Here is a 13,002-nt window from a genome sequence, read left to right as displayed (position 1 = left end):
CCCCACCAGGAGAATCCGATGGCATACCGATCCCTCACCCGGGCGGCGGTGGCCGGCCTCGCCGCCGTCGCCCTGCTCGGCACCGCCGCCTGCGGCAGCGGCTTCGACGACAACTCCGGTGACACCGCCCAGTCCAGCGGCCCGGCCAACCTGCAGATCCTGATCGGCTCCTCCGGCGACGCCGAGACCAAGGCGGTGCAGGACGCGGCGGCGAAGTGGGCCGCCAGCTCCGGCAACACCGCCACCGTCACCCCCGCGCAGGACCTCACTCAGCAGCTCGGCCAGGCCCTCGCCGGGGGCACCCCGCCGGACGTCTTCTACGTCGACGCCGCCCGGTTCGCCGACTACGCCAGCGTCGGCGCCCTGGAGCCGTACGGCGACAAGATCAGCAACACCGACGACTTCTACCAGAGCCTGCGCAGCACGTTCACCTACGACGGCAAGCTCTACTGCGCGCCGAAGGACTTCTCCACCCTGGCGCTGCAGATCAACACCGACCTGTGGACGAAGGCCGGGCTGACCGACGCCGACGTGCCGACCAGCTGGGACCAGCTGACCGCCACCGCCCGGAAGATCAAGGCGAAGGGGCAGGTGCCGCTGGCGCTCGGCGACACCCGGGACCGGATCGGCGCCTTCCTGGTGCAGAACGGCGGCTGGCTGATGAGCGCCGACGGCAAGCAGCCGGCCGCCGACACCCCGGCGAACCTGGCCGCCCTCCAGTACGTCAAGAGCCTGCTCACCGAGGGCCTGGCGCGCTTCCCGAAGCAGCTCGACGCGGGCTGGTCGGGGGAGGCGTTCGGCAAGGGCGCCGCCGTCATGACCATCGAGGGCAACTGGATCAAGGGCGCTCTGAAGAACGACTTCCCGAACGTGAAGTACAAGGTCGTCGAGCTGCCCGCCGGCCCGAAGGGCAAGGGCACCCTCTCCTTCACCCAGTGCTGGGGCATCGCCGCCAAGAGCAAGTACAAGGAGCAGGCGATCAAGTTCGTCGAGGCGATGACCAGCGGCGAGCAGCAGATGGCCTTCGCCACCGCGTTCGGCGTGATGCCGTCCCGGCAGTCGGTCCGCGACCAGTACACCGGCGCGTTCCCGGCGGACAAGCCGTTCATCGACGGCGCCGCGTACGCCCAGGGCCCGGTGAACGCCCCCAAGATGGACAGCGTCCTGCGCGACCTGGAGGCCGGCCTGCAGGGCCTGGCCAACGGCGACCCGAAGACGATCCTGGCGAACTTCGACAAGAACGCCAAGGCGGCGCTCGGCGGCTGAGGTGACCGGACGGGCCTCCGGCGACGCGCCGGAGGCCCGGCCCGGCACCTCCACACCAGGGGAGGGGAGATGGCAACGGAGGCGCTGACCGCCCCGGCCACCACACGCGGTGCCGCCCCCCGGCGGCGCGGGTCCGGCGTCCGCGGCAACGAGAACCTCGCCGGCTGGCTCTTCGTCGCGCCGGTCGTCGTGATCCTCGGACTGTTCCTGCTGCTGCCGATCCTGATGGCGCTCTGGGTCAGCCTCACCGACTGGAACGGCCAGGGCAGCCCGTTCACCGGGCAGGTGCCGTTCGTCGGGGCGGAGAACTACACCCGGCTGTTCACCGAGGACGGACTGGACCGCCGGGACTTCATGACCAGCATCCGGAACAACGTCTACTACGTCGCGATCGTGGTGCCGGCGCAGACCGCGCTGGCGCTCGGCCTCGCTCTGGTGGTCAACAACCGGATGCTCAAGGGGAAGGGCTTCTTCCGTAGCGCCTTCTACTTCCCCTCGGTCACCAGCTCGGTCGCGATCAGCGTGGTCTTCCTCTTCCTGTTCGCCAACTCCGGCGCGGTCAACCGGCTGCTCGCCCTGGTCGGCGTCGACGGGCCGCAGTGGTTCGCCGACTCCCGGGGGGTGCTGCACCTGCTGCTCGGTGCGGTCGGCGTGGACGACCCGCCCGCCGCGCTGACCAACAGCGGCCCGTTCGGGCTGACCTGGTGGGACTGGCTCTCCGGGCCGAGCGTGGCGATGATGTCGATCATCACGTTGGTGGTCTGGACCACCTCCGGCACCTTCATGCTGATGTTCCTCGCCGCCCTGCAGAACGTACCGGTGGCGCTGGACGAGGCGAGCACGCTCGACGGCGCCGGCCGCTGGCAGCGGTTCCGGCACGTCACCCTGCCGCTGATCAAGCCGACCACCTTCCTGGTGCTCACCCTCGGCCTGATCGGTTCCTGGCAGGTCTTCGACCAGGTGTACGTGATGAGCCAGGGCGAGCCGGCGAAGACCACGCTGACCCCGGCGTACCTGTCGTACACCACCGCGTTCCGGGACTTCGACTACGGCTCCGGCGCCGCGATCTCGTTCGTGCTGTTCCTGATCATCATCGTGCTGACCCTGATCCAGCGCCGGGCGATGGCCGACCGCGACCCGGTCGGGCGGCGGCGGGGCTGGCGGCGTCGACGCGTACCGGAAGGGTCGTGAGATGGCCGTGCTGACCGACCGCCCGCCGGTCGCGGCGGCGCCCGCGCCGCGTCGGGGCCGCGACCCCCGCGTCCTGGTCTCCCGCTTCCTGGGGTACGCCACGCTGGTCTTCTTCGGGCTGGTCTTCCTCTACCCGTTCGTGATCCAGCTCGGCAACTCGTTCAAGACCGAGCCGAACGCGGCGGCCGACCCGCTCTCGCCGATCCCCGACCCGCTGGTGCTGGCCGGCTTCGAGCGGATCTTCGCCGGCACCGACTTCCCGCTCTGGCTGGGCAACTCGCTGCTGGTCACCGTGCTGGTCACGGCCGGCCGGGTGTTCTTCGACTCGCTGGCCGGCTACGCGCTGGCCCGGCTGCGGTTCCGCGGCCGCGCCGGGCTGTTCGCCGCGGTCGTCGCGGTGCTGGCGGTGCCCGGCGTGGTGCTGCTGATCCCCAAGTTCCTGGTGCTCAACCAGCTCGGCATCTACAACAGCTACGCCGGGCTGATCGTGCCGCTGCTCGCCGACGCGGCCGGCGTGTTCATCATGAAGCAGTTCTTCGAGTCGATCCCGGTCAGCGTGGAGGAGGCGGCCCGGATCGACGGCGCGGGCGTCTTCCGCACCTTCTGGTCGGTGGTGCTGCCGATGGCGAAGCCGGCGCTGATCACCCTGACCATCCTGTCGTTCCAGGGCTCCTGGAACGAGTTCCCGCACAGCCTGGTGGCGGTCCAGGACCCGGACCTGTTCACCCTGCCGCGCGGCCTGGCCGACCTGGTCAGCGGGTCGCTCGGCAAGGGCAGCCAGTACCCGCTCAAGCTCGGCGCCGCCCTGCTGGCCACCATCCCGGTCGCGATCATCTTCGTGGTGTTCCAGCGCTACTTCGTCCGCGACGCCAACGACGGTTCCGACAAGGGCTGACCCCCGCCTCCCGGCGGGGGTCAGTCGGCCGGGACCGGCTCGGTGGGTACGGCGACGTGCAGGCGGAGCTGAGGGACGAGCATGTCGTCCACGTCGAGGGCGCGGGCGGCGCCGTCGGGTTCCCAGCCGGTGCTGGTGAGGAACTTCCGGGTCGCCTCGTCGCCGTCGAAGGCCCAGGCCACCGCCCGGGCGAAACCGTCTTCCCGCCACAGGTCCACGCTGGCGGCGAGCAGCCGGCTGCCGTGCCCCCGCCGGCCCCAGCGCGGCTCGACCAGCAGGTCGGTGACCGCCACCACGTCCGCACCGAGGGCCTCGGCCGGCTCGCCCGGGGCGAGCGCCTCGGCGTCGGCCGGACCGGAGGCGGCGAACCCCACCAGATACGATTGCTCGGCCTGTTCGACGGCGACCAGCACCCGGTGGCTGGGCGACGGCGGCTCCTGCACCGCGGCGCTCCACCGCCGGGCGAGCCACGCCTCGTCCAGGTTGTCGAGCACGTGCCGGGGCAGGATCCGGCGATAGGCGACCCGCCAGGTCGCGAGCTGGATGCGTGCGATCTCGCCGGCGTCCTCCGGACGCGCCGGGCGGACGTACCCGAGAGCCATGGGACGGAAGCCTACGCAGGGCGAGGGAGGCGACGGTGGCCCAGGGTGCCAGAAGGACGGCGGCGCAGGTCGTCGGCGTGCTCGCGCTCGCCGTCGCGGTGACCGCCTTCCTCTCCGTGGCCGCCGTCCGGCACGGCTTCTTCGACCTGAAGGTCTACTACGGCGCGCTCACCTGGTGGGTGCACGACGGCGGCGAGATCTACGACTTCCTCAAGCCGGGCACCCAGTACGGCTTCACCTACCCGCCGTTCGCCGCCCTGGTCATGCTGCCGATGGCGTACCTGCCGTGGCTGGCGGCGATCGTGCTGAGCGTGACCGCCAGCGTGCTGACCAGCGCCGTGTTGATCTTCTGGCTGCTCGACCCGGTCGCCCGCCGGGCCGGGTGGACCCGCTGGTTCGCCCTGGCCGTCGCGCTCTGCCTGGCCGCCGCGTACGAGCCGATGCGCGAGACGGTCAACTTCGGCCAGGTCAACACGCTGCTGCTCTTCCTCGTCGCGGTCGACCTGCTGCGCCTGCTGCCCGGCGGCAGCCGGTGGGCCGGGGTGGGCATCGGCCTAGCCACCGCGATCAAGCTGACCCCGGGCATCTTCATCGTCTACCTGCTGGTCACCCGCCGCTGGCGGGCGGCGGTCACCTCGATGGTCACCGCCACCGTGGCCACCCTGGTCGCCGCGGCGCTCTTCCCGGACGCCTCCCGGGAGTTCTGGACCGAGGCGCTATGGAACACCGGGCGGGTGGGCGAGCTGGCGTTCGTCTCCAACCAGTCGCTGCGCGGGGTGGTGGCCCGGCTCGACCCGGAGCAGCCGAGCACCCTGGCCTGGCTGGTGCTGGTGGCCGCGACGCTGGTGCTGTGGGCCTGGCGCGCCCGGGCCGCGGCGGCCGCCGGCGACGAGGCGACCGGCCTGGCCCTCACCGGCGCGGTGATGTGCCTGGTCAGCCCGGTCACCTGGGTGCATCACCTGGTCTGGCTGCTGCCCGCGCTGATCCTGCTGGTGGACAACGGCATGGCCGCGCCGGCCGGCAGCCGCCGACGCCGGGTGCTGCTGGCCGCCGCCGCCGTCGGGTACGGCTTCCTGACCAGCCGGATCGTCTGGGCCTGGGAGAAGGACTTCACCGGGGTGGACGGTTTCCTCGGCGCCAACACGTACGTCTGGATCAGCCTGGCCCTGCTGGCGTTCCTGCCGATCCGCCGTCCGGCGGAGCCGGCCGGGTCAGCCGTCGAGGCGGCCGGCGTACCGCAGCTCGACGAGCCCGACGGGCGGGCGGCCGCCGGCGAGCGGCACCGGATAGGTCGACCGCTCACCGTCCGGTGACAGTCCGGCCCGCTGGTAGAACCGGCGGGCCCGGTGGTTGCCCGCCAGCACCCAGAGCCGGTACTCGACCCAGCCGCGCTCGCGCAGCCCGGCGCGGGCGGCCGCGAGCAGCGCGCGGGCCGTGCCGTCGCCCCAGTGCGCCGGCTCGACGTACACCGCCAGCACCTCGCCGTACGCCGGGTCGAGGTCGCCCCGGTCCTGGTTGTTGCGGTACGGGCCGAACGTGGTGAAGCCGGCGAGCACGCCGTCGACCTCGGCGAGCAGGGTGGTGAACGGGTGCTCCGGGTCGGCGGTGCCGACGTCGCGGCGGCGCTGCGCCCAGGCCGCCACGTTCAGCCGGGCCAGCACCTCGTCCGGCATCAGCCCGGCATAGCCGGCCTGCCAGCCGTGCACGTGCACCCGGGCGACCGCCTCCGCGTCGTCGGGCTCCTCGCGGCGGATGGTGAGCATGTGTCCGTTCTATGCGGGCCCGGGCGATCGGTCCAGCGGCCGCTCCGATGTCGTAGGGGTGGACTACCGTCGCCGACGATGACCGCACCGGAATCGCTCTCGCTCGCCCAGGCCCGCCGGGTGGCGCTCGCCGCCCAGGGCTTCGCCGACCCGGCACCCACCGGGGTGCCCACCCGCCGGCACCTGCGCCGGGTGCTCGACCGGGTCGGGCTGATCCAGATGGACTCGGTCAACGTGCTGCAGCGCGCGCACTACCTGCCGCTCTACAGCCGGCTCGGGCCCTACCCGACCACGCTGCTCGACACCGCCGCCTACCGCCGGCCCAGGGAGCTGTTCGAGTACTGGGGGCATGAGGCGTCGCTGGTGCCGGTCGGGCTGCACGCGGCGCTGCGGTGGCGGATGGCCCGGGCGCACAACGAGTCCTGGGGCGGCATGCGGCGGATCGCCGAGGAGCAGCCCGAGCTGGTCGCCTGGGTCCGCGACGAGGTCGCCGCCCGGGGCCCGCTGACCGCGGCCGAGATCGAGCACGACGCCCCCCGGGAGACCGGCAACTGGGGGTGGAACTGGTCGGCGGTGAAACGCGCCCTGGAGTTCCTGTTCTGGGCCGGCGAGGTGACCGCCGCCGAGCGCACCACCTCCTTCGCCCGCCGCTACGACCTGCCCGAACGGGTGCTGCCCGCGGCCGCGCTCGACGCGCCGACACCGACCGACGCCGAGGCGTACCGCACGCTGGTGGCGATCGCCGCCCGGTCGCTCGGGGTGGCCGCCGAGCCGGAGCTGCGCGACTACTTCCGCCTCCCGCTGGCCGGCGCCCGGCAGGCGATCGCCGAGCTGGTCGAGGCCGGCGAGCTGCTGCCGGTCACGGTGGCGGGCTGGCGGCAGCCGGCCTGGTTGCACGCGCAGGCCCGGCTGCCCCGGTGGGTACGCGGCAACACCCTGGTCAGCCCGTTCGACCCGCTGGTCTGGGAACGCGCCCGCACCGAGCGGCTCTTCGACTTCAGCTACCGGATCGAGATCTACGTTCCGGCGCCGCAGCGGGTGTACGGCTACTACGTGCTGCCGTTCCTGCAGGGCGACCGGTTCACCGCCCGGGTCGACCTGAAGGCCGACCGCAAGGCCCGGGTGCTGCAGGTGCCGGCCGCCTGGGCGGAACCGGGCGCCCACCCGGGCGAGACCGCGCTGGCGCTCGCCGCCGAGCTCTACCGGCTCGCCGGCTGGCTCGGCCTGGACGCGGTGGCCCCGCCGGCCGCCGGTGACCTGGTCGGCCCGCTGGCCGCCGCACTGGTGGGCGTCGCCGGTGTACGGTGAGCGCGTGACGAGCGTTGACGGACCGGTCGGCCAACCGCAGTCGCCGACCAGCGCGCCGGACGCCCCGGCGTGGCCCGCGGGTCAGGTGCCGCCCTACCCGGTCGCCGAACCCGACCGGCTCACCCGGTTCGTGACCCGGCTCTACGAGCGATCGCCGCGCTGGGTCGTGCCGCTGGCCGCGGTCGGCTGCGTCGCCGCCGCCATCGGCTACACGCTGCTCAGCGACCCGACCCGGTCGGCGCCGGACGCCGCGCCGACCTGCCTGCTGAAGTTGACCACCGGGCTGGACTGCCCCGGCTGCGGCGGCACCCGCGCGGCCTGGTACCTCCTGCACGCCGACCTGCCGGCCGCCGCCCGGCACCACTTCCTGTTCGTCTTCGCGCTGCCCTTCCTGACGTACCTCTTCGTCGCCTGGGCCGGCCGGCAGGCGTTCGGCTGGCGGCTGCCGGAGCTGCGGATCAGCCCTAAGGTGATCGCCGGTTTCCTCGGCGCCTGGCTGGCCTTCTCGGTGGTCCGCAACCTGCCCTGGGCCCCGTTCACCTCGCTCTACGTCTGAAACGCCGGCAGCCCGTCCGCCGGCAGCCCGTCGAGCTGCCGCATGTCGTCCGGTCGCTTCCGAGCTGCCCCACCGATGGGACCACCCACCCCCGGCGCGGCCGGTCGAGGTGGATCCGCTCGGTCGTGGTGCGGTGGACGGTCGGGGTGGGTCCGCTCGGTCGTGGTGCGGCGGTCGGTCGCGGTGGGCCCAGTCGGTCGTGGTGTGGCGGGCGGGGGTGACCACCGGCGTGCTGGGCACGCGTGCCGCGCCGGACGCTCGGGGGCACCGGGCAGGTGGGTCGGCCTCCGCGGCGCTCGCCTGGCCTGGTCCTGTTGCCGGGGCAGCTCGACAGGCCAGCTGCCCGGGGTGCCGTCCATCGCGCGGGCGGGACAGCGGGCCTGCCGTGGAGGTGGCCACCGCGGGAGCACCAGGGTCGCAGGCGCCGGATCGACCCGAGATCTTGACCACGTCCGGTTTCCGGCCGCGCGGCTGCCGGCGGCATTCCGCCTGGCTGGCGGCTTTCCGCCCCGCGCGCCCAAGTTTTCCCGCGGGCCGCGCGCCAGTACAGTCCGAGGAATGCCGGACATGGTGCAGCCGCAGGTGAAGTTGATCGCGTGGACCCACTTCGAGGCGCCGGACGAGGTGCCCTGGTCGACCGACGCCGAGGGCGGCCAGGCGCTCGCCGAGTTCGCCGGGCGGGCCTGCTACCAGAGCTGGAAGAAGCCCAACCCGGCCACCGCCACCAACGCCGGCTACCTGGCGCACATCCTGGAGGTCGGGCACCTGTCGGTGCTGGAGCACGGCTCGGTGAGCTTCTACTTCACCGGGGTGTCCCGGTCGTTCACCCACGAGCTGATCCGGCACCGGCACTTCTCGTACTCCCAGCTCTCCCAGCGCTACGTGCCGGAGCGGGACGCGGCCATGGTCGAGCCGGCCGTGATCGCCGACGACCCGGAGCTGCACAAGAAGTTCGTCGAGGCCGCCGAGGCCAGCGTGCGGGCGTACAACGAGTTGCTGGAGGGGCTGGAGCGACGCTTCGCCGACGTGGAGAACGCCACCCTACGGCGCAAGCAGGCCCGGCAGGCCGCCCGCGCGGTGCTGCCCAACGCCACCGAGACCCGGATCGTGGTGACCGGCAACTACCGCGCCTGGCGGCATTTCATCGCCATGCGCGCCACCGAGCACGCCGACGTGGAGATCCGCGAGCTGGCCGTGGAGTGCCTGCGCCAGCTGCAGCGGGTCGCCCCGAACGTCTTCGCCGACTTCGTCATCTCGACCCTGCCGGACGGCACCGAGGTGGCGGCCAGCCCGCACGCCGAGCTCTCCTGAGCCCTTCCCCGGCGGCGCCCCGGTGGTCGTCCGCTAGGTTGGATGGCATGACGCACGACCACCCTGACACCCCCGCCCGGGCGGTGTCCCGCCCGTTCGGGCGAGTGCTCACGGCCATGGTGACCCCGTTCACCGCCGACGGCTCGCTCGACCTCGACGGCGCCGCCCGGCTGGCGAACCACCTGGTCGACGAGCAGGGCAACGACGCGCTGGTGGTCAACGGCACCACCGGCGAGTCGCCGACCACCACCGACGCGGAGAAGGAGCGCCTGATCCGGGTCGTGGTGGAGACGGTCGGCGACCGGGCCACGGTGGTGGCCGGGGTGGGCACCAACGACACCCGGCACACCATCGAGTTGGCCGCCGCCGCCGAGAAGGCCGGCGCGAACGGCCTGCTGGTGGTCACCCCGTACTACAACAAGCCGCCGCAGAGCGGCCTGCTGCGCCACTTCACCGCGGTCGCGGACGCCACCGGCCTGCCGGTGATGCTCTACGACATCCCGCACCGGGCCGGCGTGCCGATCGCCACCGAGACGATGGTCCGCCTCGCCGAGCACCCCCGTATCGTGGCGGTCAAGGACGCCAAGGGCGACCTCACCGCGACCAGCTGGGTGACCAGCCGTACCAGCCTCGCCTTCTACAGCGGCGAGGACTCGCTGACCCTGCCCGCGCTCTCGGTGGGCGCCGTCGGCGTGGTCGGCACCTCGACCCACTTCACCGGCGCGCTGACCAAGCGGATGATCGAGGCGTACGACGCGGGGGACACCGGCACCGCGCTGGAGCTGCACCGGCGGCTGCTGCCGCTGTACACCGGCATCTTCCGTACCCAGGGCGTGATCCTGGTGAAGGCCGGCCTCGCGGCCCAGGGCCTGCCCGCCGGCCCGGTCCGCCCGCCGCTGGTGGACGCCACCGACGACGAACTGGCCCAGCTGCGCGCGGACTGCGCGGCGGCGGGCCTGGCACTTCCCGAATGACCGAACGACACGACGGACGCCCGGCGACGGCGTCCCAGAATGAGGTGGACGCGTGACCGAGGCGCACATCACGGCGGAGCTCCCCCCGCCGCTGCCGGAGGGTGGACTGCGGATCATTCCGCTCGGCGGGCTCGGCGCTATCGGCCGCAACATGACCGTCTTCGAGTACGACGGCAAACTGCTCGTCGTCGACTGCGGGGTGCTCTTCCCGGACGTGGAGCAGCCCGGCGTCGACCTGATCCTGCCCGACTTCGGCCCCATCCTGGACCGGCTCGACGACGTCCAGGCGATCGTGCTCACCCACGGTCACGAGGACCACATCGGCGCGGTGCCCTACCTGCTCGCCCACAAGCCGGACATCCCGCTGGTCGGCTCGCAGTTCACCCTCGCCCTGGTCGAGGCCAAGCTCGCCGAGCGGCGGATCCAGCCGTACACGCTGACCGTGCGGGAGGGCGGCCGGGAGCGCCTCGGCCCGTTCGAGTGCGAGTTCTTCGCGGTGAACCACTCGATCCCGGACGCGCTGGCGGTGGCCATCCGCACCCCGGCCGGCCTGGTGCTGCACACCGGCGACTTCAAGATGGACCAGCTCCCGCTGGACGGCCGGATCACCGACCTGGCCGGGTTCGCCCGGCTCGGCGCCGAGGGCGTGGACCTGCTGCTCTCCGACTCCACCAACGCGGAGATCCCCGGCTTCGTCACGCCGGAGCGGGAGATCGGGCCGGTGCTCGACTCGATCTTCGCCAAGGCCACCGGCCGGATCATCGTGGCCTCGTTCGCCTCGCACGTGCACCGGGTGCAGCAGGTCTTCGACTCCGCCGCCGAGCACGGCCGCAAGGTCGCGCTGATCGGCCGGTCCATGGTCCGCAACATGGGCATCGCCCGTGACCTCGGGCTGCTCAACATCCCGGCCGGCCTGGTCATCGGGATCGAGGAGGCGACCACGCTGCCGCCGGAGCAGATCGTGCTGATGTCCACCGGCTCGCAGGGCGAGCCGATGAGCGCGCTGGGCCGGATGGCCAGCGGCGACCACCGGCACATCACCATCGCCCCCGGTGACACCGTGGTGCTCGCGTCCTCGCTGGTGCCCGGCAACGAGACCTCGGTCTACCGGGTGATCAACCGGCTGGCTCGGGCCGGCGCGGTGGTGGTGCACAAGGACGTGGCCAAGGTGCACGTCTCCGGTCACGCGCCCGCCGGTGAGCTGCTCTACCTGCTCAACGTGGTGCGGCCCAGCAACCTGATGCCGGTGCACGGCGAGTGGCGGCACCTGCGCGCGCACGCCCGGCTCGGCATCGAGTCCGGGGTGGCGCCGGACCGGGTGGTGCTCTGCGAGGACGGCGACGTGGTCGACCTGGTCGAGGGGCGGGCCAGCCTGGTCGGGCACGTGAAGAGCCGCTACGTCTACGTCGATGGCCTGGCCGTCGGCGACGTCAGCGAGTCGCTGCTCACCGAGCGGCGGATCCTCGGCGACGGCGGCTTCATCGCCACCACCGTGGTGGTCGACTCGGTCACCGGCAAGGTGGTCGGCGGCCCGACCGTCTCGGCGAAGGGCTTCTCCGAGGACCCGGAGGCGTTCAATCCGGTCATCCCGCTGGTCACCGAGGCGCTGAACCGGGCCGCGGCGGACGGCATCACCGACCCGCACCAGCTCCAGCAGATCGTCCGGCGCACCGTGGGGCGGTGGGTCAACGATGCGTACCGCCGGCGGCCGATGATCGTGCCGACCGTCGTCGAGGTCTGACCGATCTGGATCGTTTTCCGTCGATCGTTCAACCGTCCGCCCCGTCCACCCGTACTCCGTCCCGGCAGGCCTGACCAGGCCGGCCGGGAGGAGCGTGGCGGATGGACCGCAGACGGATGACAGCCATCGGTGTCCTGGTGGCGACGGCGGGAGCGGCGGCGGCGGTGACCCTGCCGGCGCTGGCCGGGGAGGGCACCGCCCCACCGGCGGACCGGCCGGGCGGCGCGGCCGCCGGGGTCGCCCCGGAGGTGCTCGACGCGATGCGGCGGGACCTGTCGCTCAGCCCGGAGCAGGTGGTCGACCGGCTGCGCAGCGAGCGTCAGGCGGCCGGGGCGGTGGCCCGGCTCCGTACCGAACTCGGCGCCGACTACGGCGGCAGCTGGCTCAGCGCGGACGGCCGCCAGCTGACCGTGGCGGTCGCCGACCCGGCCGACGCCGACCGGGTACGCGCCGCCGGCGCGGTGCCGAAGCAGGTGGCCCGGGGCGTCGGCGAGCTGGACGCGGTCAAGCGCCGGCTGGACCGGGCCGGCGCCCAGGCCAGCCCGGACGTGGCCGGCTGGTACGTGGACGTGGCCGACAACAGCGTGGTGGTGCTCGCCCGGCCGGGCGCCGAGGCGGCCGGCCGGCGATTCGCCGCCACCGGCGGGGCACCCGCCGGCGCGGTCACGGTGCGGACCGCGACGGAACAGCCGCGGCTGCTGTTCGACGTGCGCGGCGGGGACGCGTACCTCATCAACAACGCCGGCCGCTGCTCGGTCGGCTTCTCCGTGGTCGGCGGGTTCGTCACGGCCGGGCACTGCGGGCGGCCGGGGGACCGGACCACCGGCTCGAACCGGGTCGCCCAGGGCACCTTCCGCGCCTCGTCCTTTCCCGGCGACGACTGGGCGTTCGTCGAGGTGAACGGCGACTGGACGCCGCAGGGCGTGGTGAACGACTTCAACGGCGGCACGGTCCCGGTGGCCGGCGCGCAGGAGGCGCCGATCGGGGCGTCCATCTGCCGGTCCGGCTCGACCACCGGCACCCGCTGCGGGGTGATCCAGGCCCGCAACGCCACCGTCAACTACCCGGAGGGCACGGTCACCGGGCTGACCCGGACCAACGTCTGCGCCGAGCCGGGCGACTCGGGCGGTGCCTGGCTCTCCGGCGACCAGGCCCAGGGCGTCACCTCCGGCGGCTCGGGCGACTGCACCCGGGGCGGGGTCACCTTCTTCCAGCCGGTCAACGAGATCCTCGCCGCCAACCGGCTGACCCTGGTCACCGCCGACGGCGGCGAGGTGCCGCCGCCCTCCGCGCCAGCCGAGCCGCCGGAGGTGACGCCCTGGGCCTGGTCGCCGGAGAGCCAGGCACCGCCCGAGTCGCCCGGCTCGGCGCAGACGTTGGTCCGGGTCAGCCCGG

The 13,002-nt window shown here is 73.2% G+C and carries 12 protein-coding genes and 1 pseudogene; 10 read left to right on the top strand and 3 right to left on the bottom strand.

Annotated elements, in window-relative coordinates; all coding sequences use genetic code 11:
• Nucleotides 1–18 precede the first annotated feature (18 nt).
• From DLJ47_RS11880 to DLJ47_RS11870, 3 genes are all read left to right on the top strand, one after another.
• Complete coding sequence (locus DLJ47_RS11880; protein ID WP_109900097.1) at nucleotides 19–1,266, top strand: sugar ABC transporter substrate-binding protein; 1,248 nt, start codon at nucleotides 19–21, stop codon at nucleotides 1,264–1,266.
• A 69-nt stretch (nucleotides 1,267–1,335) separates the two neighbouring features.
• Nucleotides 1,336–2,457, top strand: coding sequence for a carbohydrate ABC transporter permease (locus DLJ47_RS11875; RefSeq protein ID WP_109900096.1), 1,122 nt, complete (start codon nucleotides 1,336–1,338; stop codon nucleotides 2,455–2,457).
• A 1-nt stretch (nucleotide 2,458) separates the two neighbouring features.
• Complete coding sequence (locus tag DLJ47_RS11870) at nucleotides 2,459–3,352, top strand: carbohydrate ABC transporter permease (RefSeq protein ID WP_109900095.1); 894 nt, start codon at nucleotides 2,459–2,461, stop codon at nucleotides 3,350–3,352.
• 20 nt (nucleotides 3,353–3,372) lie between these two features.
• Here the strand turns inward: DLJ47_RS11870 and DLJ47_RS11865 are convergent, their stop codons facing one another.
• Nucleotides 3,373–3,954: a GNAT family N-acetyltransferase gene (locus DLJ47_RS11865; RefSeq protein WP_109900094.1), complete on the bottom strand. Its 582-nt coding sequence runs from the start codon at nucleotides 3,952–3,954 to the stop codon at nucleotides 3,373–3,375.
• Between the two features lie 35 nt (nucleotides 3,955–3,989).
• On the opposite strand from DLJ47_RS11865, the gene DLJ47_RS11860 reads away from it, so the two are divergent.
• Nucleotides 3,990–5,267, top strand: a complete 1,278-nt coding sequence (locus DLJ47_RS11860) for a glycosyltransferase 87 family protein (RefSeq protein WP_109900093.1) — start codon at nucleotides 3,990–3,992, stop codon at nucleotides 5,265–5,267.
• On the opposite strand, the gene DLJ47_RS11855 is transcribed toward DLJ47_RS11860, so the two are convergent.
• A complete protein-coding gene (locus DLJ47_RS11855; protein WP_088995418.1) occupies nucleotides 5,166–5,717 on the bottom strand; it encodes a GNAT family N-acetyltransferase in 552 nt (183 codons plus the stop codon). The genes DLJ47_RS11860 and DLJ47_RS11855 overlap by 102 nt on opposite strands.
• A gap of 78 nt (nucleotides 5,718–5,795) precedes the next feature.
• Between DLJ47_RS11855 and DLJ47_RS11850 the strand changes: the two genes are divergently transcribed.
• The 6 genes and pseudogenes from DLJ47_RS11850 to DLJ47_RS36805 form a co-directional block, all read left to right on the top strand.
• Nucleotides 5,796–7,025 (top strand): winged helix-turn-helix domain-containing protein, encoded by a 1,230-nt coding sequence (locus DLJ47_RS11850; RefSeq protein ID WP_109900092.1) that lies wholly within the window; start codon nucleotides 5,796–5,798, stop codon nucleotides 7,023–7,025.
• Nucleotides 7,015–7,581: a DUF2752 domain-containing protein gene (locus DLJ47_RS11845; RefSeq protein WP_109900117.1), complete on the top strand. Its 567-nt coding sequence runs from the start codon at nucleotides 7,015–7,017 to the stop codon at nucleotides 7,579–7,581. Before DLJ47_RS11850 ends, DLJ47_RS11845 begins: the two co-directional genes overlap by 11 nt.
• A gap of 567 nt (nucleotides 7,582–8,148) precedes the next feature.
• Entirely contained in the window at nucleotides 8,149–8,892 is a 744-nt protein-coding gene (gene thyX, locus DLJ47_RS11840) for an FAD-dependent thymidylate synthase (RefSeq protein ID WP_109900091.1), read from the top strand.
• A 47-nt stretch (nucleotides 8,893–8,939) separates the two neighbouring features.
• Complete coding sequence (gene dapA / locus DLJ47_RS11835) at nucleotides 8,940–9,866, top strand: 4-hydroxy-tetrahydrodipicolinate synthase (protein WP_109900090.1); 927 nt, start codon at nucleotides 8,940–8,942, stop codon at nucleotides 9,864–9,866.
• A 52-nt stretch (nucleotides 9,867–9,918) separates the two neighbouring features.
• On the top strand, nucleotides 9,919–11,607 hold the full coding sequence (locus DLJ47_RS11830; RefSeq protein WP_109900089.1) for a ribonuclease J: 1,689 nt from the start codon (nucleotides 9,919–9,921) through the stop codon (nucleotides 11,605–11,607).
• A gap of 101 nt (nucleotides 11,608–11,708) precedes the next feature.
• Nucleotides 11,709–12,779 (top strand): annotated as a pseudogene (locus DLJ47_RS36805) (S1 family peptidase); the annotation flags it as partial.
• On the opposite strand, the gene DLJ47_RS36800 reads toward DLJ47_RS36805, so the two are convergent.
• Nucleotides 12,668–12,997 carry a trypsin-like serine protease gene (locus tag DLJ47_RS36800; protein WP_446723552.1) on the bottom strand — a complete coding sequence of 110 codons (330 nt, stop codon included), beginning with the start codon at nucleotides 12,995–12,997 and terminating at the stop codon, nucleotides 12,668–12,670. The pseudogene DLJ47_RS36805 and the gene DLJ47_RS36800 overlap by 112 nt on opposite strands.
• Nucleotides 12,998–13,002 lie beyond the last annotated feature (5 nt).

Origin of the sequence: Micromonospora sp. S4605 (genome assembly GCF_003176715.1) — a bacterium.
GTDB classification, from domain to species: domain Bacteria; phylum Actinomycetota; class Actinomycetes; order Mycobacteriales; family Micromonosporaceae; genus Micromonospora; species Micromonospora echinaurantiaca.
Note: the sequence above shows the minus strand (reverse complement) of the source record. Positions and strands in the feature narration are given on the sequence as shown.

Coding starts and splice junctions, on each gene's coding strand:
- DLJ47_RS11880 (WP_109900097.1), top strand. CDS start 19: ATGGCATACCGATCCCTCACCCGGGCGGCGGTGGCCGGCCTCGCCGCC.
- DLJ47_RS11875 (WP_109900096.1), top strand. CDS start 1,336: ATGGCAACGGAGGCGCTGACCGCCCCGGCCACCACACGCGGTGCCGCC.
- DLJ47_RS11870 (WP_109900095.1), top strand. CDS start 2,459: ATGGCCGTGCTGACCGACCGCCCGCCGGTCGCGGCGGCGCCCGCGCCG.
- DLJ47_RS11865 (WP_109900094.1), bottom strand. CDS start 3,954: ATGGCTCTCGGGTACGTCCGCCCGGCGCGTCCGGAGGACGCCGGCGAG.
- DLJ47_RS11855 (WP_088995418.1), bottom strand. CDS start 5,717: ATGCTCACCATCCGCCGCGAGGAGCCCGACGACGCGGAGGCGGTCGCC.
- DLJ47_RS11850 (WP_109900092.1), top strand. CDS start 5,796: ATGACCGCACCGGAATCGCTCTCGCTCGCCCAGGCCCGCCGGGTGGCG.
- thyX (WP_109900091.1), top strand. CDS start 8,149: ATGGTGCAGCCGCAGGTGAAGTTGATCGCGTGGACCCACTTCGAGGCG.
- dapA (WP_109900090.1), top strand. CDS start 8,940: ATGACGCACGACCACCCTGACACCCCCGCCCGGGCGGTGTCCCGCCCG.